The following is a 24,292-nucleotide window of genomic DNA, read 5'->3' on the forward strand; positions in this document are numbered from 1 at the left end:
GGAGCACCGACACTTTCCCACCGGGTTTCGGCGGTGGCATCATCGAAGGAGTCCGGGGACGCCGCTGGGGCGCCTCGAGACCTTTCCTGGAGGGTCGATCATGTCCTCTTCCGCCATCCCCCCGAACACGGGCGCGCTCTACGGCGGCATCGCGGGTCGCAGGGTGACCGTCCGCGACATCGCCGCCGCCAAGGAGCGCCACGAGAAGTGGCCCGTGCTCACGGCCTACGACGCGATGACCGCGCGCGTGTTCGACGAGGCGGGCATCCCCGTCCTGCTCGTCGGAGACTCCGCCGCCATGGTCGTCTACGGCCACGACTCCACGGTGCCCGTCACCGTCGACGACCTGCTGCCGCTGACCGCCGCCGTGGTGCGGGGCTCCTCGCGCGCCCTCGTGGTGGCCGACCTGCCGTTCGGCTCCTACCAGTCGTCGCCGGAACAGGCGCTCGGGTCGGCCGTCCGCTTCATGAAGGAGGCCGGCGCGCACGCGGTCAAGCTGGAGGGCGGTCGCCGGGTCCTGCCCCAGGTGGAGGCCCTGGTCTCGGCCGGCGTGCCCGTCATGGGCCACCTCGGCCTCACGCCGCAGTCGGTGAACGTCCTCGGCGGCTACCGCGTCCAGGGGCGTGGCGAGTCGGGCGAGGAGCTGATGAAGGACGCCAAGGACCTCGAACGCGCCGGGGCGTTCGCGGTGGTGCTCGAGTGCGTGCCCGCCGAACTGGCCGAACGGGTCACCACGTCGCTGTCGATCCCGACGATCGGCATCGGCGCCGGGCCCGGCACGGACGCGCAGGTGCTGGTCTGGCAGGACTTCATGGGCCTCACGCCGCGCCCGGCCAGGTTCGTCAAGCGGTACGGCGACCTCGCCGGCGACCTGGACCGCGCGGCCCGCGCCTTCGCCGCCGACGTCGCCACGGGCGCCTTCCCCGCCCCGGAACACACCTACACCTGACCCCGGCCCCTGACCCCGGCACGCGCGGCCGCCCTCTCAAGGGGGGCCGCGTGCCGGCGCGTGACCGTCCTGGACGGGCGCCCCGTGTGGCCGGGTGGTCAGTCCGTGACGAGGGTGGCCGGGTCGGTGTTGGAGCCGCAGACCACGACCACGACCCGCTCCCCCGGCTCGGGCGCGTACGCGCCCGACAGCAGCGCCGCGTACGCGGTGGCGCCCGCGTGCTCGGCCACCACGCGGTGCCGCTGCCACAGGGCTCGGCGGGCCGCCACGATGGCGTCGTCCGTGACGAGCAGGCTGCGCACCCCGGCGCGGGAGCAGATGTCGTAGGCCGTCTCGCCGAGCCGGGTGGCGCCGAGCGCGTCGGCCGCGACCCCGCTCACCTCCACCGGCACCGGTCCGCCCGCCCGCAGGGCCGCGTGCAGCGTGGGGATGCGCTCCGGCTCGACGGCGACGATCCGGGGCACGGGCCGAGGCACGGGCCTGGGCACGGGCCGCCCACCGGCCCCAGGTTCGGAGGCGGGTGCGGCGGGCGAGGTGGCCGCGTCCAGGGCCCCGGTGCCGACGGTGATGCCGGCGATGAAGCCGCCACCGCCCACCGCGACCAGAACCGTGTCCACCCCGCCGGTCTGCGCGACGATCTCCAGGCCCGTGGTGCCCTGCCCGGCGATCACCTCCGGCTGGTCGTAGGCGTGCACCTGCAGCGCCCCGGTCGAGGCGGCCCGCTCGGCCGCCGCCTGCGCCGCCTGCGCGTAGATGGCACCCGTCTGGCGGATCTCGGCGCCGAGGGCGCGCAGGCCGGCGACCTTCACCGGGCTCGTCACCTCGGGCACGAAGATCTCGGCGCGGACGCCGAGCGCGCGGGCCGCGTAGGCGACGGCGAGCCCGTGGTTGCCGCCGCTGGCGGCGATCACACCGCTGTCCGGCAGCCGCCCGGCCGACAGGATCCGGTTGAACGCCCCGCGCGCCTTGAACGACCCCGAGTGCTGCAACTGCTCCAGCTTGAGAAACAGCCCCGGCGAGATCTCCAGGACCGGCGTGCGCAGCACGTGCCCGGCGATCCGCCCGGCCGCGCCCGTCACATCCTCGTACGTCACCGTCTCCACGTGCGCCCCCCGAATCGTCCGGCCGAGGGCATGAATGCTATGCCAGCGCCTGTTCGATGTCGGCCCAGAGGTCCTCGGGGTGCTCGATGCCCACGGCGATGCGGACGGTGCCCTCGCCGATGCCGTGCCTGGCCAGTTCGTCGGCGTTGAGCGCGCGGTGCGAGGTGGTCGCCGGGTGCAGGGTGAGCGTCTCGACGCCGCCGAGCGAGGGGGCGAGCAGTGCCAGCCGTACCCTGCTCATGAACCTCTCCCCCGCGGCGCGCCCGCCCGCCAGGTCGAACGAGAACACCCCGCCGAAGTCCGGCAACAGCTTGCCGGCGATCTCGTACGACGGGTGCGACGGCAGTCCGGGCCAGTGCACGGCCGAGACGGCCGGGTGCTCGGCGAGCCGGGTGGCGAGCAGGCGGGCGTTGGAGCAGTGGCGCTCCATCCGCAGCGCCAGCGTCTGCAGGCCGCGCAGCGTGAGCCAGGCGGCGAACGGGTCGGCCGAGGCGCCCAGCTCGATCGCGTAGTGCCACACCTTCTTGTACAGCTCGTCGGTGGCGAAGACGGCCAGCCCGCCGACCACGTCGGTGTGCCCGGACAGGTACTTGGTCGTCGAGTGGACGACGACGTCGGCGCCGTGCTCGATGGGACGGCAGAGCAGGGGCGAGGCGAAGGTGTTGTCCACCACCGACACCAGCCCCAGCTCGCGGGCCGCCGCGCACATGGCGGGCAGGTCGGCGACCAGGGTCATCGGGTTGGAGATGGTCTCCAGGTAGACGAGCCTGGTCTCGGGCCGCACGGCGGCGCGCAGCGCGTCGGGGTCGTGCTCGGGGACGTGGGTGACGGTGACGCCGAACCTGGCGACCAGGTCGTTGAGCATCGCGGCCGTGCCGCCGTACAGCGACTTCTGCGCGATGAGGTGGTCGCCCGGCTTGAGCAGGCCGAGCAGCACGGTGTTGATCGCGCCCATGCCGGATCCGGTGGCGACGGCGCCGGCGCCCCCCTCCAGGTCCGACACGGCCTGCTCGAGGGAACGCACGGTGGGGTTGCTGTAGCGGCCGTACACGAACGGACCGTCGGGGCGCCCCATCGCCTCCGCCATCACCGCGGGGTCGTCGAAGACGAACCCGGAGGTCTGGTAGAGCGGCATGGTGATCGGGCGGCTGTGCTCGACCGGCGGCTGGGGCAGGTGGACGGTCCGGGTTTCGGGACGGAGTGGGGTCATGCCACCAGGATGTCCGGAAAAAGTGCCGGATGTCAGATCCAATGACGCACAATTGGTTCATGAATGGGGCCAATATGGATGACCTTGTCGACCTGCTCGGGCGGTGGGCGTCCGGACGGGGGCCGCTCTATCTGCTGCTGGCGGCCCGGTTCCGGGCGCTGATCGACGACGGGGTGCTGGCTTCGGGCATGCCGCTGCCGCCCGACAGGACGCTGGCGCGGCGGCTGGCCGTGGGCCGGGGCACGGTGGTGGCCGCGTACGACCTGCTGCAGCAGGAGGGCCGGGTCACGCGCCGCCAGGGCAGCGGCACCAGGGTGGCCCCGATGGAGCTGCCCGCCACCCGGACGGCCGACGGCGTGGTGGCCAACCCGCTGTTGCAACACATCCTGCACCCGCCGGACGGCGTGCGGCTGCTGACCTGCGCCGCGCCGGACGGCCCCCCGCCGGAGCTGCTGGAGGCCTACCAGGAGGGCGCCGGACGGCTCTCGACCGTGCGCGACATGGGCTACCACCCGGCGGGCCTCGCGGAGCTGCGCGAGGAGCTGGCCGCCTACTACCGAGGCCGTGGGCTGCCCACGACCGCGTCGGAGATCCTGGTCACGACGGGGGCGCAGCAGGCGCTCACGCTGCTGGCGGGGCTGCTGGTGTCGCCCGGCGACACGGTGCTCACCCAGTCGCCGACGTACCCGGGGGCGCTGGAGGTGTTCCGGCACGCCGCCGCGGTGGTCCGGCCCGTGTCCCTGGCCGGCCCGGCCGGACCCGGCGGGTCGCCCGTCCCGGCCGGCGTGGCGCGCGAACGGCCCGCGCCGGCGGAGGCGCCGCGCGAGCGGCCCGCGCTGGTCTACGCGGTGCCGACCGCGAGCAACCCCACCGGGTCCGTCATGGGAGCCGGCGACCGCAGGCGGCTGGCGCGGCTGGCCGCCGGGCACGACATCCCGCTGGTCGACGACGAGGCGTGCGCCGAGCTGTGCTTCTCCGGCGACACCCCTCCGCCGGTGGCCTCCTACGCCACCGGCGAGCACGTGATCACGATCGGGTCGATGAGCAAGCTGGTGTGGGGCGGGCTGCGGGTCGGCTGGATCCGCGCCTCGGCCCCGCTGATCTCCCGGCTGGCGCGGCTGCGCGCCGTGCACGACCTGGGCGGCGAGGCGCTGAGCCAGCTCGCCGCCGCGGCGCTGCTGCGGCGGCTGGCGGAGATCCGGCCGGTACGGGTCCGGGCGCTGAGCGAGAGCCACGACCACCTGTGCGAGCTGCTGCGCACGCACCTGCCGTCGTGGTCGTTCGAGCCGGCGCTCGGCGGTCAGACGCTCTGGGTACGGGTGCCGCGCGGCGACGTGGACTCCTTCTCCCAGGTGGCGCTGCGCCACGGGGTGGCGGTGCCGCCCGGACGGGCGTTCGACCCGCTCGGCGGGCACGCCGACCACATGCGGCTGCACTTCCTGTTCCCCCGCGAGGAACTGTCGGCGGCGGTGCGCGACCTGGCCGCCGCCTGGCACGCCTACGACGGAACCCGGCGAGGGAACTCGCGCCACGCCCTCATCGTCTGACGCTCCACCTGACGCCTCCCGGCCGCCGACGCTCCACGAGCGGCCGGGGCACCGCGCGGGCGCCGGGGGGGTTGGTGCTCCACCCTGCGCCGGAGCTCCGCCCTGAGCTGACACGGCCGTCGGCGCCGGACCGGTTGCGCCAGCCTTGAGGCATGACGACGACCTTCCTCCTCCTGCACAGCCCGGCCGTGGGGCCGGCGACCTGGGCGCCGGTGGCCGCGGCCCTGGAGCGCCGGGGCCACGCCGCCGTGGTGCCCGACCTGACCCGGGTGACCTCGGACGGCCCGCCCTACTGGCCGCGCGTGGTGGAGGCGGTGCGGGCCACCCTTCGGGAAACCGCGCCGGAGGCGGCGCCCGGGACGCCGCCCGCGAAGGCGCCCGGCACCCCGATCGTGCTGGTCGCGCACAGCAACGCGGGGCTGTTCGCGCCGGTGGTGAAGGAAGGGCTGGGCGACCGGGTGGTGGCGTGCGTCTTCGCCGAGGCCCGCCTGCCGCCCTCGGCCGGCCTCGTGCCGACGGCCGAGGCGGGATTCCTGCCGTTCCTGCGCGAGCTGGCCGGCGAGAGCGGGGTGCTGCCCCGGTGGACCGACTGGTGGAGCGACGCGGACGTCGCGGCCCTGCTGCCCGACCCGGCCGTGCGGGCCGTGGTGGTGGCCGAGCAGCCGCGGTTGCCGCTCGGCTACTACACGCAGCCCGTTCCGGTGCCGGCGGGCTGGGACGAGGTGCGGTGTTCGTGCCTGTGGTACGGCCCGCCGTACGAGGAGGTGGCGCGGGAGGCGCAGCGGCGCGGCTGGCCCGTGACCAGGGTGCCCGGCTCCCACCTGCACCAGCTCGTCGATCCGGAGGCGGTCACCGACGCGCTGCTCACGCTGTCGCGCAGGTCGTGAATTCTTCACTGTCCACCGCGGACTCGACCCGGAAGAGTCGTGGGCATGACAGCCATTCGGGTGGACGGGCTCAGGAAGAGCCATGGCGGGTTCGAGGCGGTGCGGGGCGTCTCGTTCGAGGTGGCCGCCGGAGAGATCTTCGCCCTGCTGGGCCGCAACGGCGCGGGCAAGACCACGACGGTCGAGGTGCTGGCGGGCTTCCAGCGGCCCGACGCGGGCACGGTGCGAGTGCTCGGCCTCGACCCGGTGGCCGACCGCGCGGCCGTGCGGGAGCGTCTGGGCGTCATGCTGCAGGAGGCCGGGTTCTTCCCCGACCTGACGGTGGCCCAGACCGTCGACACCTGGCGTGACTTCACCGCGGCCGCCCGGCCCCGCGAGGAGGCCCTGGAGCTGGTCGGCCTGGCGGACCGGGCCCGCACCAGGGTCCGCCAGCTCTCCGGAGGCGAGAAGCGGCGCCTCGACCTGGCGCTGGCGCTGCTGGGCCGTCCCGACGTGCTGTTCCTGGACGAGCCGACCGCCGGGATGGACCCGGAGGCCCGGCGCGACACCTGGGAGACGGTGCGCGGCCTGGCGGGGCAGGGCACCGCGGTCCTGTTGACCACCCACTACCTCGACGAGGCCCAGCGGCTGGCCTCCAGCATGGCGATCATGGACGCGGGCGAGATCGTCGCCTCCGGCGGGATGGCCGAGACCCTCGCCGCGAGCAGCGGCCGGGTCGCCTTCCGGCTGCCGCCCGGCGTGCATCCCGCCGAGCTGCCGCTGGCCGTGACGATGGAGGGCGACCACGCCGTGTGCCGGGCCGAGGACCCCGACCTGGCGGCGCAGACGCTGCTCGGCTGGGCCGCCGAACACGGCCTGCGGCTGGCGGGCCTGGAGGTCCGCACGGCCACGCTCGAAGACCTCTTCCTCGACCTGCCCAGGAGCGCCCGATGAGCCTCGCCGCCACCTACCGTCTCGGCACCCGGCTGTTCTGGCGCGACCGCGCCATGCTGGTCGCCTCCGTCGTGACTCCCCTGGGCATCGGCATCGGGCTGCCGCTGCTCATGCGCCACGTACGACCCGAGGGGGCGGCGGCGGCCGCCCAGTTCTACCCCGGCACGATCGCGATCATGCTGGCGATCACCGCGTTCATGAACATCAACGTCGCGCTGACCACGCGGCGCGACCAGCTCGTGCTCAAGCGCCTGCGGACGACCATGCTGACCGACGGGCAGATCCTGGCGGGTCAGATCGCCAGCACGGTCACCCAGACCGTCGTCGTGATCGTCGTGTGCACCGTGACGGTGCGGTTCGCCGCCGACGTGCCCTTCCCGGCCGATCCGCTGCTGTTCGCCGGGGCCGCCGTGGCGGGCTCCGCCGTGATGGCGACGCTCGGCGCCGCCTACACGGCCGCGGTCCCGCGCGCCGAGCTGTCGGCCCCCGCCTGCGTGCCGGTGTTCCTGCTGTGCGGCGTCGGGGCGGGCGCGATGGGGCCGATCCTCGAGGTGCTGCCCTCGTGGGCGGGTACGCTGTTCGGCCTGTTGCCCACCGCGGCCGTGGTGGACGCCATGCGGAGCGGGGCGGTGGCCGCTCCCGTCCTGAACCTGGCGGTCTGGGCGGTGGTCGGGCTGGTCGGGCTGCGGCTGTGGTTCCGGTGGGAACCGCGCAGGTCATAGGGGGCGTATCCCGGGCATCTCCGCCATACTGGCCTGGCCATGACCTCCTCCTCCGCTCAGCGGCTCGCCCGCGTGCTGATCACCGCGGTTTCCGTCGCGTACACCTTCATCGGGCTGCTCTACTTCGCGGTCAGCCCGCGCAACGGCCTGCTGGCGACCGGTGCGATCCTCGGCGTGGTGGCGACCCACTCGCTCAACATGCGGGCGGGGCTGCGCGACGAGCGGCCCCCGCTGTTCCCGCTGACGCTCGTGCTGCAGGCCGTCGCCACGTACCTGCCCGACCTGCTGCTGCCCGGCGGCTGGTCGGGAGTCGCGGCCCCCATGCTCGCCGGGACCGTGCTGGTGGCGCTGCCGCTGCGGTTCGCCGGGCCGATCGTCGGGCTCATGACGCTGTACAGCACGTCCGGGGTCCTGGCCGTCTCGGCGAACGCGGTGGTCGCGCTCTTCTACGGCCTCACCGTGCCCGTCACCGGCGGCATGATCTACGCCCTGGTCCGGCTGGTGCGCGTGACGTACGAGCTGGAGCGGGCCAGGGCCGGACTGGCGGAGGCGGCGGTGCTGAAGGAGCGGCTGCGCATCTCGCGCGACCTGCACGACGGGCTCGGCCGCAGCCTCACCGCCATCGCGCTGAAGGGCGACCTGGCCCGCCGCCTCGTGGACCGCGACCCCGAGGCGGCCGGCGCGGAGGTGGGCGAGCTGGTGGAGGTCGCCAGGGAGGCGGTGCAGGACGTCCGGCGGGTGGCCCGCGGCTACCGGGAGCTGTCCCTGGCGGGCGAGACGGACCGGGCCGTGGCGCTGCTGGAGTCGGCGGGCGTGGCGTGCCAGGCGCACCTGGCCGGCGTCCCGCTGCCCAGGCGTTCGGAGGAGGCCCTCGCCTGGGCCGTGCGCGAGGCCGTCACGAACCTGCTGCGCCACAGCGACGCCACCACCTGCACGATCAGCACGTCCGTCCGCGACGGCACGGCGCGGCTGCTCGTGGTCAACGACGGCACCACCCCGAACGGCCCCTCGTCCGACGTGGGCGTGAACGGGTCGGTGCGCCGCGGGGGCGGACTGACGGGGCTGGCCGAACGCGCCGCCCAGGCCGGCGGCACGCTGGAGGCGGCGCCCACCGGCACCGGCGGATTCCGGCTGGTGGTGGAGGTGCCGGCATGATCAAGGTACTGCTCGCCGAGGACATGCACATGATCAGGGCCGCGTTGTCGGCCCTGCTGCGCCTGGAGCCCGACATCGAGGTGGTCGCGGAGGTGACGCGAGGGGACGAGATCGTCCCGGCTGCGCTCTCCGCCCGGCCCGACGTCGCGATCGTGGACATCGACCTGCCGGTGATGGACGGCATCACCGCGGCGGCCGCGCTCCGCCCCCGGCTGCCGTCGTGCCGGATCCTCGTGCTCACCGCCCTGGGACGGCCCGGGCAGGTGCGCCGGGCGCTGGAAGCGGGCATCGAGGCGTTCCTGGTGAAGGACGCGCCGGGCGAGCGGCTCGCCGACGCCGTCAGGCGGACCGCCGCCGGGCTGCGGGTGCTGGACGGCAAGCTGGTGTCCGCGGCCCTGGAGTACGGCGAGAGCCCGCTGACCCCTCGCGAGACGACGGTCCTGCGGGAGGCCGCGCGAGGGGCGTCGGCCGAGGAGATCGCCGCCCGGCTGCACCTGTCGGCGGGGACGGTGCGCAACTACCTGACGGGCGCGATCACCAAGACCGGCGCGCGCAACAGGCTCGACGCCGTCCGCATCGCCGAGGACGCCGGCTGGCTCTGACCGCCCCACCCCCACCCCCACCGGCTCCCGTGCGGCGGACGACCGCGAAGGGGACGACCGCGAAGGGGACGACCGCGAGGGAGACGACCGGAAGGGGACGACCCCGCCGCCAGGCAGGCGGCGAGTGACAGGCGACGGCGGATGGGCGGGTGGGTGACCCGGCGGGTCAGATGTCGGTGACGCGGATACCGGCGTGCGCCTTGTAGCGGCGGTTGACCGAGATGATGTTGGCCGTCAGCGCCTCCACCTGGAAGGCGTTGCGCAGCCGCCCGCCGTAGACACCCCGCACGCCCGGGATGACCGACGCCAGGGCCTGCACCAGATCGGTCGCCTCCCGGTCGTCGCCCAGCACGAGCACGTCCAGGTCCACCTTGTCCACCGACGGGTCCATGAGCACCACGGCCGACACGTGGTGGAACGCCGCCACCACCCGGCTGTCGGGCAGCACGGCGGCGGCCTGCTGGGCGGCGCTGCCCTCCTCGACGGGCAGCGCGTAGGCGCCCTGCTTGTCGAAGCCGAGCGGGTTCACGCAGTCGACCACGATCTTCCCGGCCAGCTCCGCGCGCACCGACTCCAGCAGCGCCTTGTGCCCCTCGTACGGCACCGCGACGATCACGATGTCGGCCTCGGCGGCGACCACGGCGTTCTCCGCCCCCCGTGCGCCGGATCCGATGGAGTCGGCCGCCTCCTGGGCCCGCTGGGCGTTGCGCGACCCGATCAGGACGGGGTGGCCGGCCACCGCGAAACGCCGCGCGAGGCCCTTGCCCTGGTCTCCGGTGCCGCCGAGGATGCCGATGGTAAGCCCGTTAACGTCAGTCATATCCCCGATGATGCCAGCCGCCTACCCCACCACCCTCCGCAGGGACACCCGGGCGGGTGCGAAGCCGGCGCCAGGGCGTCCCTGCGGCGGGCTTCGGCGCTCTCCGGTGATCTTCCAGGGTTCCGGGCGCCGTCACACCGCGTCGGGCCCGTCGGTCACCCGCCGGGCCCGATGGTCGCGTGGCGATCAGCAGTTGCCGAACGCGGGCAGGCCGAGCAGGCGGAGCGTCAGCCATTCGACGGCCAGCGGCCCGCCTTCCACGGCGCCCGTCACGTGGTCGGGTGCCGGCAGCGACACCCACCGCGTGTTCACGCCCGCCTGGCAGTACTCCGAGCGCAGCGTCTGCCCCACCGCGTACGGGATGATCTGGTCGCCCCGTCCGTGGTAGAGGAAGACCGGGACCCGAGGCGTCAGCGTGCCGAGCCGGTTCTCGATGAGGCGGGCCTGCCACTTGGGCTGGTTGAGCAGGTCCACCGGGCTCAGGTCGGAGAAGCGCAACCCGGCGAGCTTGTCCAGGTCGCCCACGCAGTCGTCGGCGGCGTCCGCCATGAGTGCACGGCCCCGCTCGTTGAGGTCGGCCTCCAGGTCCAGTTCGGGGTAGGCGGCGTCCAGCCCGACACCCGCCGCGGCGGCCAGGCCGAAGTCGGGCCCGCCCTCCAGGTGGGCGGCGACGGCCCGCAGGTCGGCGGGCACGCCGCCGGCGGCCGCGCCCTTGAGCCGGAGTTCGGGCGCGTACGAGGGCTGGAGCTGCGCCGCCCAGCCCGCCGACGCGCCGCCCTGCGAGTAGCCCATGACGGCGACGGGCGCGGCGGCGGACAGGCCGGAGCCGGGGACCCGGACGGCGGCCCTGATGGAGTCGAGCACGGCGTGGCCCTGCGACACGCCCGCCATGTAGGTGTGGGTGCCGGGCGTGCCGAGGCCCTCGTAGTCGGTGACGGCCACGGCGAAGCCCTTGAGCAGCAGGAGGCTGACGAATGCCAGCTCCGCCTCGCGGCCCTCGCGCATGCTGGCCGACGGGGCGCACTGGTCGCCGAGCCCATGGGTGCCGGTGGCGTAGCCGACGATGGGCCGCTTGCCGAGGGCGTAGGACGCCTTGGGCACGAGCACGGTGCCGGACACCGTGTTCAGCGCTCCGGTGGCGGAGGTGGAGCGGTAGAGCACGTGCCAGGCGTTGACCGGGACCTCCAGCAGCTTGCCGGGCAGGAGGTAGACGGTGGTGGGCCGGGCGGAGACGACGTCTCCCGCCGTCACCGCGCGGGCCGGCGTCGCGCCGACGGACACGGCGAGCGACGCGAGGAGTAAGAGGATCGAGAACACGCTGACGCGGACACGAAGGGTCATGTGCCGCCCCTCTCCGGGGGGATCGCTCATGGGGGACCGGCGGCGCCGCGCCCCGATCGTTACCCGGCGGTAACCTGCTGTCAAGGCCCGAAATGACAGCGAATCCCGCCGCGAGTCAGGCGGGTAGCGAAAACGCCGCCGGCGCGGCGCCCGTCGTGCAGTATGGGTCAGTGGCTCCCTCCGGCCAGGGCTGGCCGGTCGACGCAGGAGGTTGCATGGACGCCGGCTCGGTCGCCTTCCTCCGCGAGGTCCTCGCCGACACCGGCTGGCTCGAACGCACCCGCGAGTTCGGCCGGGCGTTGCGGGCCACCCGCTCCGCAGGCGGGCTGCTGCTGGTGGGCACGCCCGACGACGAGCCGTGGCACCTGACCGCGCACCTCGGCGACGAGGCCCGGCTGTCCGGCCTGCCGCAGCTCGCCCCCACGCTGGTCCGCTGGCAGCCGCCCGCCGGCGCGCCCGCCCACCTGCGCGTCGGGCTCGACCGCATCCAGCGTGCGGGGCGCGGGGAGACGCTGTTCGTGGTGGCCGAGTGTCAGGCGCCGGTGCCGCTGCTCGAACGGGTGGACGACGCCCGCCGTACGGGGGCGACGATCCTGGCCCTGAAGGGCGGCGACACGGAGCTCGCGGGGCTGGCGCACGACGCCATCGCCGTGCCGTCCGGCGGGCCGCTGACCTTCGACGGCGCCCAGCACCTGGTCAGCGCCGCCGCGGGTGAGCTGCCACGGCAGCCGGGCCTGCGCGAGCGCCTCGCCGTCCTCCTCGAACGGCTCACCGGCCCCCGGGTGCACGACTGACCTGTGCGACGGGGCGGGCGGGCGGTCAGGTGGGCTCCAGGTGGCCCTTCAGCGAGGCCTCCAGGGCGGCGGTGGCGTCCTCGATCGCGCCGATCACGACCGCCTGCACCGGGTCGGGCTCACCCGACCTGGTACGGCTGACCCGGGTCACGGCGTCGAGACTGCGCGCCCCCACGTCGCGCAGCTCGCTCACCCGTACCTCACCCTCGGGCACGTCGAGCAGGGCCAGCGTGGGCACGATCGCCACGCCGTGCCCCGCCGCCACCAGCGCCAGCGTCGGGCCGAACTCCGTGATGACGTGCACCTTGCGCGGCTCGAAACCGTGCAGCCCGGCGAGCCGGTCCAGCGCCTGGCCGCACGCCTGCTCGGGCTCGCCGGCCACCCACGGCACGTCGGCCAGGTCCGCCACGGAGCGGGGCGGGTCGGGCCAGTCGGGAGGCACCACGATGCGGTACTCGTCGACGTACAGGGGGCGGGTGGCCAGCGACGGCTGCGACAGCACGGGAAGGCTCATGTCCCGCTCGGTGATGAGCACGTCCACGGCGCCGAGCCGCAGCTCCTGGAGGGCGGGCTGGCCGTAGACCTCGTGGATGACGGGGATGATCTTCGGGTGTCGCGTGGCGAGGTCGCGCAGGGCGGGCACCAGCATGTGCGTGATCACCGTGGGGAAGGCGGCGATCCGCACGGGGCCGGCCAGCCGTTCGGTGAAGCGGGTGAGCTCGCGCCGGGCCTCGGCCAGCTCCTCCTCGACCCGCTCGGCGTAGCCCGCCAGGACCCGGCCCGCCGGGGTGAGGGAGACGCGGCGCTGGGAGCGGTCGATGAGGGCGAGCCCGACCTCGCGCTCCAGCTGGGCGAGCTGCTGGGAGACAGCGGAGGGGGTGAGGAAGAGCGCCTCGGCCGCGCGCATGACCCCGCCGCGGCGGGCGACCTCGTGCAGCACCCGCAGCCGCCTTGGGTCGATGTCCATACAGGCGAGCTTACGCCATGGTTTAGATGTCTTTAATTGCGCTTTAGCGCGAGAAATTCGGACAATAGGTGCATGGATCTCCTCCTCGACGCCATCGGCTGGATCGGCGCGGGTCTGCTCGTGGTGGGCTACGGCATGGTCTCCGCCGCGCGCATGTCCGGCGACAGCGCGTCGTACCAGGCCCTCAACCTCGTGGGCTCGGCAGCCCTCATGGTCAACAGCGCCCACAACGACGCCTGGCCGTCGGCGGGCCTCAACCTGATCTGGGCCGCGATCGGCGCCGTGTCGCTGGTGAAGCTCGCCCGGCTGGGAGCCGCCCGATGATCGTGGAGCTGAGCCACCGCATCGTGGCGGGGATGGTCACCTACCCGGGCGTGCCGGGACCGGTGCTCGGCACGCACCTGAGCCGTGAGGATTCGCGGCAGGTGTACGCGCCGGGCACGGAGTTCGAGATCGGCACGATCACCCTGGCGGCCAACACCGGCACCTATCTGGACACGCCCCACCACCGCTACGCGAGCGGGGCCGACCTGTCACAGGTGCCGATCGACAGGCTCGCCGACCTGCCGGGCCTCGTCGTGCGGGCGCCGGAACGGGACGGCAGGCGGGTGCTGATCGACGACCGGCTCGACGTGCGCGGCCGGGCCGTGCTCATCCACACGGGATGGGACCGCCACTTCGGCACCGAGGAGTATCTGCACGGCCACCCCTACCTCGCGCCCGAGTCGGCGCGGTGGCTGGCCGAGCAGGGCGCGGCGCTCGTCGGCATCGACTCGCTGAACATCGACGACACGCCGCCGCGCGGCGAGCGACCCGCGCACACGATCCTGCTCGGCGCCGGCATCCCGCTGGTCGAGCACCTGACGGGGCTGGCCGCGCTGCCCGACGAGGGCTTCCGGTTTCACGCCGCCCCGCCGATGGTGGCGGGCATGGGCACCTTCCCGGTGCGGGCGTACGCCGTCGTCGCCTGAGCGGCACCGGGTCAGGCTCGGCCGAGGCCGGGCGCGCGTCACTCGTCGTCGGCGTCGGCCTCCTCCCACGCCTTGTTGCGGTCGGCCGCCCGCTGCAGGGCGCCGGCGGCCTCCTGCTCGGTCGGATAGGGGCCCATACGGTCCTTGTTGGGGCAGCCCTGTTCGGGCTCGACGCGCATGTGCTTGAGGCAGAACCACCACTGGCCATCGCTCACGGGCCTTATTCTGCCCCGTACACTCGTGTTTCATGACGACACTGCTCCAGCCAGGGCGAGTCTCGCCCGTGCGCAAGGTCCCGGCCCACATCGAGCGGCCGGAGTACGTCGGAAAGAAGCGCCCCAAGACCGGCGAGTCCGACGTCAAGACCCCGGAGACGATCGAGCGGATGCGCGTCGCCGGCAGGATCGCCGCCCAGGCCCTCGAAGAGGTCGGCAGGCACGTCCGGCCGGGCATCACCACCGACGAGCTCGACCGGATCGGCCACGAGTTCCTCCTCGACCACAAGGCCTACCCGAGCACGCTCGGCTACAAGGGCTACCCCAAGTCGCTGTGCACCTCGATCAACGAGGTCATCTGCCACGGCATCCCCGACGACACCGTCCTGCGCGACGGCGACATCGTCAACGTCGACATCACCGCCTACATCGGCGGCGTGCACGGCGACACCGACGCCACGTTCTGCGTGGGCGACGTCGACGAGGAGTCGCGGCTGCTGGTCGAGCGCACCCGCGAGGCGACGATGCGCGCCATCAAGGCGGTCGCGCCGGGCCGCCAGCTCAACGTGGTGGGCCGGGTCATCGAGGCCTACGCCAAGCGCTTCGGCTACGGGGTGGTGCGCGACTTCACCGGGCACGGCATCGGCACGACGTTCCACTCGGGGCTGATGGTGCCGCACTACGACGACCCGTCGCTGCGGGTGGAGCTGGTGCCCGGCATGACGTTCACGATCGAGCCGATGCTGACCCTCGGCACGATCGAGTACGAGATCTGGCCCGACAACTGGACGGCCGTCACCAAGGACCGCAAGCGCACGGCCCAGTTCGAGCACACGATCGTGGTGACCGAGAACGGCAGCGAGATCCTCACCCTGCCGTGAGCGTCACCTCTCCCGATCACCCCGTCTGGGCACCACCCCGGTCACGGTGGTGCCCTCACCGAGGACGCTGTTGACCGACACGGTGCCGCCGACGGCGGCGAACGCGGCCCGCATCCGGTCGATGCCCGGCCCCGTCGGGCCCAGGTTGAATCCCTGTCCGTGGTCGCTCACCGTCATGCGCAACCCGCCGCGGCCGACGGTCACCGCGATCGACACGGTGCCGGCGCCGCTGTGCCGCTCGACGTTGGCCAGGGCGTCGTCCAGCACGGCGAGCACCGCCCGGGCGATGGGCGCGGGCGCGTCGGAGGAGGGCAGCGCCCAGATCTCGACACGGATGCCGGTGCGCCCCGACCATTGGGCGAGCCTGCTCTCGAGTGTCTCGGCGAGGCTTCCCCCCTCGCGCATGCGGGTCTCCTCCGCCAACTGATCCCGCCTTCCCGGGCACCCCGGATCCCCGCCGCTCCCCAGCCGGCGCTCCCGCGAGCGCTGCGCGCAACCCCCCTCAGGTCATGCGCACACCACTGCGGGGGTGATGCCCTTCTCCCCTTGCGGCAAGGCTACCCGCCGGGTTCGAGCCATGCGGTGGGAAGACAGATTGCCGTGACCGAACGGCTACTCGGCCTGGTCGGCCTTGTCGGCGCGGTTGAGGCGGGCCAGGTAGGCGTTGTAGGAGTCGAGCTCGACGTCGCCGCCCGAGCCGCGGTCGGCCTTGCGGTCGGCGCGCCGGGCCGTGCGGTCCTCGTCCTGGTACCACTGCACGGCGATGGCCAGCAGCACCATCAGGGTCGGGATCTCGCCGAACCCCCACGCGATCGCCCCGCCGTTCTGCTGCTCCTCCAGCAGCGGCCCGCCCCAGGTGCGGCCGAGCTGGTCGTACCAGTCGGCCGCGATGACGGTGCCGGTCATCATGAGCGCGACGCCGAAGAAGGCGTGGAACGGCATGGTGACGAAGAGGACCAGCAGCTTGCCCACGTACGGCAGGCGGTGCGGCCCCGGGTCGACACCGATGATCACCCAGAAGAACAGCGAGCCGCTGATGAGGAAGTGCAGCGTCATCCAGATGTGGCCGAGGTGCTCCTGCATCGCGGAGGCGAACAGCGGCGTGAAGTACAGCGCGTACGTCGACGCGATGAAGATCGCGGTGGCGATGGCGGGATGGCCGGCGATCCGGACGAACCTGCTGTGCAGGATGGTCGTCAGCCACTCGCGCGGCCCCCTGTCGCCGCGCCGGGCGGCGGGCTTCAGCGCCCGCAGCGCGAGCGTGACCGGGCCGCCCAGCACCAGGAGGATCGGCACGATCATGGCCAGCGTCATGTGCTCGATCATGTGGACGTCGAACATGACCTTCGCGTAGCGGGCCAGGCCGCTCTGGGTGGCGAAGACGAGGATGACCACGCCGGCGAACCAGGAGGCGGTGCGGCCCCACGACCAGGAGTCGCCCCGGCGCCGGAGCCTGATCACCCCGGCCGCGTACAGGCCGCCCAGGAGAGCGGCGACCAGGGCGAAGAACAGGTCGAGCCACCACAGGGAGAAGATGTTGGCCAGCGAGATCGGCGGCGGCACCGGGTAGCCGAGCAGCTCGAAGGCGCGGTCGGCGGGCAGGCTGGAGGGCGGCGGCGGGGTGCGCGACAGCGCGACCGCCAGGCCGACGGTGGCGAGCATGAGCAGCGCCTCGCCGCCCGCCAGCCGGGTGAACGCGCCCGACCCGCCCTTGGCGAGCGCGCCGAGCGTGCGCTCCCGGTGCCACCACCCGGCGTAGCCGAGCAGCACGAACGCGATGACCTTGGCCACGATGAGGACGCCGTAGGCCGACGTCCACAGGTCGGACAGGGCGGTCAGCCGGGCCAGCACGCTGAACACCCCGGAGGCGCCCACGGCCACGTAGCACCACAGGGCGAACCGGGAGAAGCGGGCGGCGGCGAGGTCGAGCTGCGGCGCGCCGCGCACGGCGTGCAGCGCCAGCACGACGAGCCCGCCGACCCACAGGGACAGCGAGACCACGTGCAGCGACAGGGCGGTGGTGGCCAGGCCGTGGTTGGGGGAGGAGGAGGCGTGGCCGGTGAGCGTGGGCGGTAGCAGCGTCGCCAGCGCGAACACCAGCAGCCCGAGCGCCGCGCCCGCCGTGATGGAGCCGCGCGCGAACAGCGCGATCGCCAGGCCGAACAGCACCACGAGCGTCAGCGCGACGCCCTGGCTGGTCTGGGTGGCGTAGCTGTTGAGGTAGGCGCCGTTGAGCAGCACCTCGCCGACCGGCATGGCGGCGGTCTCGGCCATGCCGAACACCAGCGTCGCGAACGCCGCGGCCGACCAGGCGAGGCCGGTCCACGAGGCGGCCCGGACGTAGCCGGTCGCGGCCTTGCCGAGCACGCCCTTGTCGCCGGGCAGCAGGGTGGCGGCCATGAGCAGCAGGCCGACGGTGAGCACGCCGGCCACGTCCATGGTCAGCTGGGACAACGGCAGGCCCCAGCGGGTGACCGCGCCGGCGTCGGGCAGGCCGGGGATGATGCGGGGGAAGGCCGCGCCACCGGCGATCATGGCGATGACCAGACCGGCGATCGCCGCTCCGGCCGCGGCGAGCGCCAGACGCGCGGCCCTGGTCACGTGCGCTTCTTCCGCATGCTGAGGACGAGGCCGATGCCGATGCCGGCCAGGGCTCCGACGACGACGAGCAGCCAGACGGGGAAGGTCGCACCCGTGCTCCGCTCCTCCATCGCGGCCTCCGTCGGCGCGACCGCGCTGCCCTGCGCGGTCGGGGCCGAGGGCGCCGCAGTGGGCGCCGCGGTCGGGTCGGCGGCGGGGGCCGCGCCGTCGGCGACGGACGGGGTGGCCGACGGGGTGGCGCCCTTGACGGTGAACGGGATCTCACCCTCGATCGGGTGTCCGTCGGAGGAGACGACCCGGTAGGCGATCGTGTACGCGCCGTCGGGCAGAGCGCCCTTGAGTTCCTGGGTCACCACGGACCCGTCGAGCTCCGGCTTGCCGAGATGGTGCTGCTCGTCCCCGGGGCCGCGCACGACGACGATCGGCATGCGGACCCGGGCGGTGAACTCCAGCGTCACCTTCTCCACCTTCTTGACGGTGGAGTCCTTGGCCGGGTCGCTGCTCTTGAGCGCGTCGTGTGCGAGGGCCGGCCCGGCCGTGCCGAGCAGGAACAGGGCGGCGAGGATCGCGGTGAGCGCCGCGAGAGGGGATCTCTTCATGACACCCCCAAGGCTACCCACGCCACCGCCCGGTCCCTCCCCCGCTACAGCCCCACGCAGGCGAGGGCGCGCTGGTAGGCCTCCGTGGCGCCGTCGGCGTCGCCGAGCTGCTCCATGGTCTCGGCCGCGGCGTACCAGGTGCCCGCCTCGCGGCGGGAGTCGGGCAGCGGCGTCAGCCAGTCGCGGACCGCGGCCAGCTCGCGCTCGGCGTCGTGCGGCCTGCTCAGCCCGGCGTAGGCGCGGCTCAGCAGCAGGTGGGCCTCGGCCTCCTGCGCCCGGGCCGTGCCCGGCAGCAGGTCCTGGGCGGCGCGGCCGTGGCCGACGGCCCGCTCGAAGTCGCCCGCCACCAGCTCGGCACGGGCCAGCTCCACCCGGGTGTTGGCCCTGTCGAGGGTGCTCGCGGACGTCTGCGCCAGCTCCTCCTCAGCCCGCAGCAGCAGGCCGCGCACCTCGTCGACGGCCTCGGGGCGGACGCGCAGCTTCAGGCTCGCGTACGCGACGCGGGTGCGGGCGAGGCCGCGGGGCTGGCCGTTCTCCGACTGGATGGCCAGGGCGCGCTCGGCGAAGGTCAGCGACTCCTCGCCGTGGCCGGTGCTCTCAGCGACGGCGGCGGCGTTCCAGCAGGCGGCGACGATCGCCCTGGGCGTGCCCAGCATGTCGGCCGCGTTGAGCAGCTCGGCCGCGAACTGCCGGGCGCGCAGCAGGTCGCCGCTGAGCAGGTAGGCGCCGAGGAGGGTCGCGCCCAGCTCGACCAGCCCGTCGGTCCAGGTGGGCCGCGCCGAGCCGCCGAGGATGGCCTCGCCGACCTTGATGGCGTCGCTGAGCCGGTCACTGAGCCGGTAGACGCGGCACAGGGCGATGGCGAGGTCGATCTGCCGGTCGGGGCCGAGGTCCTCGGCCTGCAGCCGGCGCAGCATGGAGATCGCCTCGCCGAGCTCTCCGCACGCCTCCATCGCCAGCGCCAGCCCGTACTGGGTGTCTTGACGTAGAGATGTCAAACCTGCCAGGTTATGGTTCGCCAGCAGTTCGGCGAAACGGGTGCGGGCCTCCTGGACCTCACCGTTCTCCAGGGCCATCCTCGCGTAGCCGAGCGACAGCTCGATGTCCTCCATCTGCTCGGCGGTCACGCCGTTGAGGAGGTAGGAGAGCGAGCAGTCCAGCTTCTGGGCCAGCAGTTCGAGAACGGCGGGGGTCGGAGTACGCTTGCCACTCTCGATCAAGGAGACGTAGCTGTCCGACAACTCCGGGTGTGCCAGCTGTGCCTGCGAAAGGCCCCGTTGCCGCCTTACCGTCTTGATGCGGAGTCCGATCAGGTCAGATGTGGTCACAGCTCCCGCTCCCTGAGATGATGATGTCCGAGCAACCCATAGGCGAGGGAGAACCCCCATGCGCAGGCGCATCGCCCTGTCCCTACTTGCTGCCTTGCTGACGGCAAGTGTGACCGTCGCAGGCCATGCTACGGCGGCGGCAGCCGACTCGTCTCCATCCGGTTCAAGTGGAATCATGGCGACTTACGACATTCCTCTCTGCTGCTAGCCGCACCACCGCCGGCCGTCTGACGAGCGCGGGCGTCCGCACGAACCTCCGGGCCGGTGCCACCGCCTCCGCACACCGGCGGCACCGGTGCCCGGCGTCGCGGCCCGTTCGGTGTCCCCGCTCTCCCTCGCCTGGCTCACCCGGCCCGCAACGCCAGGAAGAAGTCGACCCGGTCCGCCATGGACGACAGGTCGCGGCCGGTCAGCTCCTCGACCCGCCTGATCCGATAGCGCACCGTGTTGACGTGCACGTGCAGCAGCGCCGCGCAGGAGTTCCACGAGCCGGCGCAGTCGAGATACGTGCCCAGCGTCCGCACCAGGTCCGACTGGTGGCGCCGGTCGTAGTCGAGCAGCGGCGCGAGCAGCCGGTCGGCGAACGAGCGGCGCACGTCGCCCGGCACCGTGGCGAGCAGCAGCGCGTGCGTGTAGATCTCGTCACTGGTGACCACGAGGTCCGCCCCACCGGCGTCGGCGCGGGCATCGGCCACCCGCCTGGCGTGGCCCGCCTCCTCGATGCCGCCCCTGAGCGCCGCCGCGCCGGTCAGCGCGCCGCTGAGCCCCACCCGCAGGCGGGCGTCCGGCAGCGCCGCCAGCGCGCCGGCTCCCCGCCGCAGTCGCTCCGCCAGGCCGCCGGCCGTCAGGCCGCGCAGCGGCACCAGCGCGATCGCGCCGTCGGCGCCGTCGGCGCCCGCCGCCACGACCTCGCCGTCCAGCAGTTCCTCCAGCGCCTGCCCTCCGAGCGTCGCCGGATCCGGCCCGCGCGTGACGTCCGGCCTCGGCCCGGTCACCCTCTCCCCCGCGCTTCTTACCGCGTTCACGGCCACCTGGCTCTTCCCCGCGTTTGTCACCGCGTTGACCGCCGGGTTCGCCCTCGCGCTTCTCGCCGCGTCGGCCACCGGGCTCGCCACCGCGCTGACCACCGCGTACGGCTCGGTGGCGTCGATGCCGCAGGTGCGCAGGCGGGCGTTCAGCTCGGCCGGGTCGGTGTCCGCGAGCGCGGCCGCGACGAGTTCGCCGGCCAGCCGCCGCTCCACCCGGCGCCCCTCCTCCATGCGGCTGCGTTCGAGCGTCACGCAGGCGGCCAGCTCGTAGCCGAGGTCGGCCCGGCCCATCAGGTCACCGTCGCAGGCCAGCACCCAGCCCGCGGCGCGGTGACCGCGGCCGACGCCGAAGAGCGTGTGCCGCCCGGCGCGGCAGGGCAGCCGGGGGGCGGTCAGGTAGGCGCGGGCCAGCCGCGCCGGATCGTCGGCGGCGCCCACGATCACCCGGCCGGTGGCCGACAGCACCGCGCCCGTGACGCCGAGCTCGGCGGCGGTCGTCGCGAACAGCTCCGGCAGGCCGCCGCCCTCGGCGACGGCGGCGACGAGGCGGCGGTGCCGGCCGAGCGCGTCGCGGACGTCGCCCGGCAGGTGTCCCGACGGGCGGCGCCCGGCCAGGTCGGCGAGGGTGCGGAAGGACACCTCGGTGGGCACCTCCAGCAGCGTCAGCCCGGCGCTCTCGCAGGCGGCCACCAGGTCGCCGGGGACGTGACCGAGCCAGGCCTGGCCGGCGCCGAGGGCGGACACCCCGGCCGCGGCGAGCGCGCCGACGAACCCGGCCGAGTCGGCGGGCCCGTGCCGCCACAGCAGCCCGGTCAGCACCAGCTCGCCACCCGACAGGTAGCGTCCGGGATCGGGCAGGTCGGTGATGTGGACGGTGTCGAACTCCCCGCGGGGGTCGCCGGTGAGGAGCCGCAGACCCAGCTCCTCGATGGCCAGCAGGTCACTGATGCGCACTTGGAGGAATATACAAGTTCGCAGGTCGAGTGCGGACGGTGATTTCACTTCTCACGCATAGGAGGGCCCGGGCGGCGGTGCTCTACTCGAAGGGTGACGGAGACGGCGAGGGGGACGGCGCGTGAGACGCGGCCGCTCGGGACACCGGGCGTCGGCGAGAGCGCGCGGCGCCCCGACGCGACGCTGAAGGTGACGGGCGAGTTCGCCTACGCCTCCGACCTGTGGCTCGACGACATGGTGTGGGGCGTGACGCTGCGCAGCCCGCACCCGTCGGCGTGGATCAGGTCGATCGACATCGGGCCGGCGCTCGCCGTGCCCGGCGTGCTGGCCGTGCTGACGCACGAGGACGTGCCGGGCGAGAAGTACTACGGCCTGGAGCTGAAGGACCAGCCGGTGCTGGCCGTCGACGAGGTGCGCTACCAGGGTGAGCCGGTGGCGCTGGTGGCGGCCGACCATCCGGAGACGGCGCGCCGGGCCGCGGCGGCGATCGTGGTGGACTACGAGCCGCGGGACGCGGTGACCGACCCCCGCAAGTCCCGAAATGTCGTCAGATATCAGCCGGTGCGGGTGGGCGACACCTTCGAGGCCGACGTCGTGGTGACCGGCGAGTACGAGGTCGGCATGCAGGACCAGGCGTTCCTGGGGCCGGAGTCGGGGCTGGCGGTCCCTGCCGAGGACGGCGGCGTCGACCTGTTCATCGCCACCCAGTGGCTGCACGTGGACCGCGACCAGCTCGCGCCCTGCCTCGGGCTGCCACCGGAGAAGGTGCGGCTGACGCTGTCCGGCGTGGGCGGCGCGTTCGGCGCCCGCGAGGACCTGTCCATGCAGGCGCACGCCTGCATGCTGGCGCTGCGCCTGAACCGCCCCGTCAAGATCGTCTATGGCCGCGAGGAGTCGTTCTTCGGCCACGTGCACCGGCACCCGGCGCGGATGCGCTACGAGCACGGCGCCACCCGCGACGGGCGGCTCGTCTACGTCAAGGCCGACATCCTGCTCGACGGCGGCGCATACTGCTCCTCCTCCCCCGCCGTCGTGGGCAACGCCGCCTCGCTGGGCGTCGGCCCGTACGTGGTGCCGAACGTGCGGGTGGACGCGACCGGCGTCTACACCAACAACCCGCCGTGCGGGGCCATGCGCGGCTTCGGCGCGGTGCAGGCGTGTTACGCGTACGAGTCGCAGATGGACCGGCTGGCCGAGGCGTGCGGTCTGTCGCCCGTGGAGATCCGCGTCCGCAACGCCGTCTCCCAGGGCTCGTCGCTCATCACCGGGCAGGTCATCGACTCGCCCGCGCCGCTCGCCGGCATGCTGCGCGAGCTGGAGGCCATGCCCCTGCCCTCGCCCCTGCCCCCGCCCCGCTCCGGTGCCGACCTGCGGTCGCTGCCCGGCGGGCTCTCGCAGACCACCCACGGCGAGTCCGTCCGGCGCGGCGTCGGCTACGGCGTCGGCATCAAGAACATCTGCTTCTCCGAGGGCTTCGACGACTACTCGACCGCCAGGGTCCGGGCCGAGCTGGTCGCCGGCGAGCCGCACGTCACCGTGCACACCGCGGCCGCCGAGGTGGGCCAGGGCCTGGTGACCGTGCAGGCGCAGATCGCCCGGACCGAGCTGGGCGTCGAGCACGTGACCGTGGCGACGGCCGACACCTCGGTCGGCTCGGCGGGCTCGTCGTCGGCGTCCCGCCAGTCGTACGTCACGGGCGGCGCGGTGAAGGCCGCGTGCGAGGCCGTACGGGCCCGTTTCGAGGGGATGCCGGCCCGGGAGGCGCTGGAGAAGTTCGGGCCGATCGAGGAGACCCGGGAGTACCGGCACCGGCCCACCCGCCCGATGCACCCCGAGACCGGGCAGGGCGACTCCCACACCCAGCTCGCCCTGTGCGTGCACCGGGCCGTGGTCGACGTGGACGTGGAGCTGGGCCTGGTCAAGGTGGTCGAGCTGGCGGCCGTCCAGGACGTCGGCCGGATCCTGAACCCTCAGCAGCTCGAAGGCCAGATCCACGGCGGCTCGGCGCAGGGGCTCGGGCTGGCGCTGATGGAGGAGATCCAGGTGCGCGACGGCCGGGTGCTGAACCCGTCGTTCACCGACTACCTGATCCCCACCGTCCTCGACATGCCGCCCATGACGCTGAAGATCTTGGAGAATCCGGACCCGGCGGCCCCGTACGGGCTGCGCGGCGCGGGCGAGCCACCCACTCTGTCGTCCACGCCCGCCATCGCCGCGGCGGTGCGGGCGGCGACCGGCCGCGAGTTGACGCGCGTTCCGATCAGACCAGAAGATATCGCCTTGGCGTGACACGTCCGGTCCGGCGGGCCGCGACCTGCGCGCCCGACACTGACCAGACCCGTCCGACGATCCGCGTACCGGATCGCGGGCGAGGGGCGAGCGGGCCGGGGAGCCCGGTCCGGTGAGCCCGCGACCAGGGGGAGGCATCCGATGACGGACGCGCGCGAAGCGGCCAAGGCGGAGTTCGAGCGGTTCGACAGCGACGGCGACGGGCTGCTGTCCGCGTCGGAGATCAGGCAGGTGAACCAGGCGCTCGGCGGCCGGGGCGTGACGGACGCGGAGATCGAGGCGTTCATCGCGGCGGCCGACAGTGACGGCGACGGCCGGATCGGGCTGGAGGAGTTCGTCGCCCTGGTGGGCGGCGGCAAGCACGAGCGCGGCTGACGCGGTCCCGCGCCGGCCGGG

24 protein-coding genes are annotated in these 24,292 nt (G+C 73.8%); 13 read left to right on the forward strand and 11 right to left on the reverse strand.

Annotated features, from left to right (window positions below):
• Positions 1-100: 100 nt before the first annotated feature.
• Positions 101-949, forward strand: coding sequence for a 3-methyl-2-oxobutanoate hydroxymethyltransferase (gene panB / locus FHU36_RS03690; RefSeq protein ID WP_185082390.1), 849 nt, complete (start codon positions 101-103; stop codon positions 947-949).
• 98 nt (positions 950-1,047) lie between these two features.
• Here the strand turns inward: panB and FHU36_RS03695 are convergent, their stop codons facing one another.
• Together FHU36_RS03695 and FHU36_RS03700 are read right to left on the reverse strand one after the other, a co-directional pair.
• The gene (locus tag FHU36_RS03695; RefSeq protein WP_312891423.1) at positions 1,048-2,052 is read right to left on the reverse strand and encodes a threonine/serine dehydratase; all 1,005 of its coding nucleotides are present in this window, start codon (positions 2,050-2,052) and stop codon (positions 1,048-1,050) included.
• Between the two features lie 37 nt (positions 2,053-2,089).
• The gene (locus FHU36_RS03700; protein WP_185082391.1) at positions 2,090-3,262 is read right to left on the reverse strand and encodes a trans-sulfuration enzyme family protein; all 1,173 of its coding nucleotides are present in this window, start codon (positions 3,260-3,262) and stop codon (positions 2,090-2,092) included.
• Between the two features lie 74 nt (positions 3,263-3,336).
• On the opposite strand from FHU36_RS03700, the gene FHU36_RS03705 reads away from it, so the two are divergent.
• The 6 genes from FHU36_RS03705 (at position 3,337) to FHU36_RS03730 (ending at position 9,108) form a co-directional block, all read left to right on the forward strand.
• A complete protein-coding gene (locus FHU36_RS03705; RefSeq protein WP_185082392.1) occupies positions 3,337-4,809 on the forward strand; it encodes an aminotransferase-like domain-containing protein in 1,473 nt (490 codons plus the stop codon).
• 152 nt (positions 4,810-4,961) lie between these two features.
• Positions 4,962-5,696 carry an alpha/beta fold hydrolase gene (locus FHU36_RS03710; RefSeq protein ID WP_185082393.1) on the forward strand — a complete coding sequence of 245 codons (735 nt, stop codon included), beginning with the start codon at positions 4,962-4,964 and terminating at the stop codon, positions 5,694-5,696.
• A 45-nt stretch (positions 5,697-5,741) separates the two neighbouring features.
• Positions 5,742-6,629 (forward strand): ABC transporter ATP-binding protein, encoded by an 888-nt coding sequence (locus tag FHU36_RS03715; RefSeq protein ID WP_185082394.1) that lies wholly within the window; start codon positions 5,742-5,744, stop codon positions 6,627-6,629.
• Positions 6,626-7,351, forward strand: a complete 726-nt coding sequence (locus FHU36_RS03720) for an ABC transporter permease (RefSeq protein WP_185082395.1) — start codon at positions 6,626-6,628, stop codon at positions 7,349-7,351. The genes FHU36_RS03715 and FHU36_RS03720 overlap by 4 nt, the downstream gene beginning before the upstream one ends.
• Before the next feature lie 39 nt (positions 7,352-7,390).
• Positions 7,391-8,506, forward strand: coding sequence for a sensor histidine kinase (locus FHU36_RS03725; protein WP_185082396.1), 1,116 nt, complete (start codon positions 7,391-7,393; stop codon positions 8,504-8,506).
• Positions 8,503-9,108, forward strand: a complete 606-nt coding sequence (locus FHU36_RS03730; protein WP_185082397.1) for a response regulator transcription factor — start codon at positions 8,503-8,505, stop codon at positions 9,106-9,108. The genes FHU36_RS03725 and FHU36_RS03730 overlap by 4 nt, the downstream gene beginning before the upstream one ends.
• Positions 9,109-9,274: 166 nt before the next feature.
• On the opposite strand, the gene npdG is transcribed toward FHU36_RS03730, so the two are convergent.
• Both npdG and FHU36_RS03740 read right to left on the reverse strand, forming a co-directional pair.
• Positions 9,275-9,928, reverse strand: coding sequence for an NADPH-dependent F420 reductase (gene npdG, locus FHU36_RS03735; protein ID WP_185082398.1), 654 nt, complete (start codon positions 9,926-9,928; stop codon positions 9,275-9,277).
• A 186-nt stretch (positions 9,929-10,114) separates the two neighbouring features.
• Positions 10,115-11,269 (reverse strand): lipase family protein, encoded by a 1,155-nt coding sequence (locus FHU36_RS03740; RefSeq protein WP_185082399.1) that lies wholly within the window; start codon positions 11,267-11,269, stop codon positions 10,115-10,117.
• Positions 11,270-11,484: 215 nt separating this feature from the next.
• Here FHU36_RS03740 and FHU36_RS03745 point away from each other — a divergent pair, with 215 nt between their 5' ends.
• Positions 11,485-12,063 (forward strand): hypothetical protein, encoded by a 579-nt coding sequence (locus FHU36_RS03745; protein WP_185082400.1) that lies wholly within the window; start codon positions 11,485-11,487, stop codon positions 12,061-12,063.
• A gap of 25 nt (positions 12,064-12,088) precedes the next feature.
• Here the strand turns inward: FHU36_RS03745 and FHU36_RS03750 are convergent, their stop codons facing one another.
• Positions 12,089-13,030 (reverse strand): LysR family transcriptional regulator, encoded by a 942-nt coding sequence (locus FHU36_RS03750; RefSeq protein WP_185082401.1) that lies wholly within the window; start codon positions 13,028-13,030, stop codon positions 12,089-12,091.
• Positions 13,031-13,102: 72 nt separating this feature from the next.
• On the opposite strand from FHU36_RS03750, the gene FHU36_RS03755 reads away from it, so the two are divergent.
• Complete coding sequence (locus FHU36_RS03755; RefSeq protein ID WP_185082402.1) at positions 13,103-13,354, forward strand: CBU_0592 family membrane protein; 252 nt, start codon at positions 13,103-13,105, stop codon at positions 13,352-13,354.
• On the forward strand, positions 13,351-14,001 hold the full coding sequence (locus FHU36_RS03760; RefSeq protein WP_185082403.1) for a cyclase family protein: 651 nt from the start codon (positions 13,351-13,353) through the stop codon (positions 13,999-14,001). Before FHU36_RS03755 ends, FHU36_RS03760 begins: the two co-directional genes overlap by 4 nt.
• Positions 14,002-14,039: 38 nt before the next feature.
• Here the strand turns inward: FHU36_RS03760 and FHU36_RS03765 are convergent, their stop codons facing one another.
• Complete coding sequence (locus FHU36_RS03765; protein ID WP_185082404.1) at positions 14,040-14,216, reverse strand: hypothetical protein; 177 nt, start codon at positions 14,214-14,216, stop codon at positions 14,040-14,042.
• 32 nt (positions 14,217-14,248) lie between these two features.
• Between FHU36_RS03765 and map the strand changes: the two genes are divergently transcribed.
• Positions 14,249-15,097 (forward strand): type I methionyl aminopeptidase, encoded by an 849-nt coding sequence (map, locus tag FHU36_RS03770; protein ID WP_185082405.1) that lies wholly within the window; start codon positions 14,249-14,251, stop codon positions 15,095-15,097.
• A 3-nt stretch (positions 15,098-15,100) separates the two neighbouring features.
• On the opposite strand, the gene FHU36_RS03775 is transcribed toward map, so the two are convergent.
• The 5 genes from FHU36_RS03775 to FHU36_RS03795 form a co-directional block, all read right to left on the reverse strand.
• On the reverse strand, positions 15,101-15,502 hold the full coding sequence (locus FHU36_RS03775; RefSeq protein ID WP_185082406.1) for a sensor histidine kinase: 402 nt from the start codon (positions 15,500-15,502) through the stop codon (positions 15,101-15,103).
• Between the two features lie 207 nt (positions 15,503-15,709).
• A complete protein-coding gene (locus tag FHU36_RS03780; protein WP_185082407.1) occupies positions 15,710-17,698 on the reverse strand; it encodes a bifunctional copper resistance protein CopD/cytochrome c oxidase assembly protein in 1,989 nt (662 codons plus the stop codon).
• Positions 17,695-18,297 (reverse strand): copper resistance CopC family protein, encoded by a 603-nt coding sequence (locus FHU36_RS03785; RefSeq protein ID WP_185082408.1) that lies wholly within the window; start codon positions 18,295-18,297, stop codon positions 17,695-17,697. Before FHU36_RS03785 ends, FHU36_RS03780 begins: the two co-directional genes overlap by 4 nt.
• A gap of 44 nt (positions 18,298-18,341) precedes the next feature.
• Positions 18,342-19,625, reverse strand: coding sequence for a helix-turn-helix domain-containing protein (locus FHU36_RS03790; protein WP_312891424.1), 1,284 nt, complete (start codon positions 19,623-19,625; stop codon positions 18,342-18,344).
• A 344-nt stretch (positions 19,626-19,969) separates the two neighbouring features.
• On the reverse strand, positions 19,970-21,607 hold the full coding sequence (locus FHU36_RS03795; RefSeq protein WP_185082409.1) for a PucR family transcriptional regulator: 1,638 nt from the start codon (positions 21,605-21,607) through the stop codon (positions 19,970-19,972).
• Between the two features lie 93 nt (positions 21,608-21,700).
• On the opposite strand from FHU36_RS03795, the gene FHU36_RS03800 reads away from it, so the two are divergent.
• A complete protein-coding gene (locus FHU36_RS03800) occupies positions 21,701-23,896 on the forward strand; it encodes a molybdopterin cofactor-binding domain-containing protein (protein ID WP_185082410.1) in 2,196 nt (731 codons plus the stop codon).
• 141 nt (positions 23,897-24,037) lie between these two features.
• A complete protein-coding gene (locus tag FHU36_RS03805) occupies positions 24,038-24,271 on the forward strand; it encodes an EF-hand domain-containing protein (RefSeq protein WP_185082411.1) in 234 nt (77 codons plus the stop codon).
• The last annotated feature ends 21 nt before the right edge of the window (positions 24,272-24,292 follow it).

The sequence above is a fragment of the Nonomuraea muscovyensis genome, assembly GCF_014207745.1.
In the GTDB taxonomy this organism is placed as follows: domain Bacteria; phylum Actinomycetota; class Actinomycetes; order Streptosporangiales; family Streptosporangiaceae; genus Nonomuraea; species Nonomuraea muscovyensis.

Bases quoted from the DNA above. Each gene is read 5' to 3' on its own strand.
- panB (WP_185082390.1), top strand. From the start codon at position 101: ATGTCCTCTTCCGCCATCCCCCCGAACACGGGCGCGCTCTACGGCGGC.
- FHU36_RS03700 (WP_185082391.1), bottom strand. From the start codon at position 3,262: ATGACCCCACTCCGTCCCGAAACCCGGACCGTCCACCTGCCCCAGCCG.
- FHU36_RS03705 (WP_185082392.1), top strand. From the start codon at position 3,337: ATGGATGACCTTGTCGACCTGCTCGGGCGGTGGGCGTCCGGACGGGGG.
- FHU36_RS03710 (WP_185082393.1), top strand. From the start codon at position 4,962: ATGACGACGACCTTCCTCCTCCTGCACAGCCCGGCCGTGGGGCCGGCG.
- FHU36_RS03715 (WP_185082394.1), top strand. From the start codon at position 5,742: ATGACAGCCATTCGGGTGGACGGGCTCAGGAAGAGCCATGGCGGGTTC.
- FHU36_RS03720 (WP_185082395.1), top strand. From the start codon at position 6,626: ATGAGCCTCGCCGCCACCTACCGTCTCGGCACCCGGCTGTTCTGGCGC.
- FHU36_RS03725 (WP_185082396.1), top strand. From the start codon at position 7,391: ATGACCTCCTCCTCCGCTCAGCGGCTCGCCCGCGTGCTGATCACCGCG.
- FHU36_RS03730 (WP_185082397.1), top strand. From the start codon at position 8,503: ATGATCAAGGTACTGCTCGCCGAGGACATGCACATGATCAGGGCCGCG.
- npdG (WP_185082398.1), bottom strand. From the start codon at position 9,928: ATGACTGACGTTAACGGGCTTACCATCGGCATCCTCGGCGGCACCGGA.
- FHU36_RS03740 (WP_185082399.1), bottom strand. From the start codon at position 11,269: ATGACCCTTCGTGTCCGCGTCAGCGTGTTCTCGATCCTCTTACTCCTC.
- FHU36_RS03745 (WP_185082400.1), top strand. From the start codon at position 11,485: ATGGACGCCGGCTCGGTCGCCTTCCTCCGCGAGGTCCTCGCCGACACC.
- FHU36_RS03750 (WP_185082401.1), bottom strand. From the start codon at position 13,030: ATGGACATCGACCCAAGGCGGCTGCGGGTGCTGCACGAGGTCGCCCGC.
- FHU36_RS03755 (WP_185082402.1), top strand. From the start codon at position 13,103: ATGGATCTCCTCCTCGACGCCATCGGCTGGATCGGCGCGGGTCTGCTC.
- FHU36_RS03760 (WP_185082403.1), top strand. From the start codon at position 13,351: ATGATCGTGGAGCTGAGCCACCGCATCGTGGCGGGGATGGTCACCTAC.
- map (WP_185082405.1), top strand. From the start codon at position 14,249: ATGACGACACTGCTCCAGCCAGGGCGAGTCTCGCCCGTGCGCAAGGTC.
- FHU36_RS03775 (WP_185082406.1), bottom strand. From the start codon at position 15,502: ATGCGCGAGGGGGGAAGCCTCGCCGAGACACTCGAGAGCAGGCTCGCC.
- FHU36_RS03785 (WP_185082408.1), bottom strand. From the start codon at position 18,297: ATGAAGAGATCCCCTCTCGCGGCGCTCACCGCGATCCTCGCCGCCCTG.
- FHU36_RS03805 (WP_185082411.1), top strand. From the start codon at position 24,038: ATGACGGACGCGCGCGAAGCGGCCAAGGCGGAGTTCGAGCGGTTCGAC.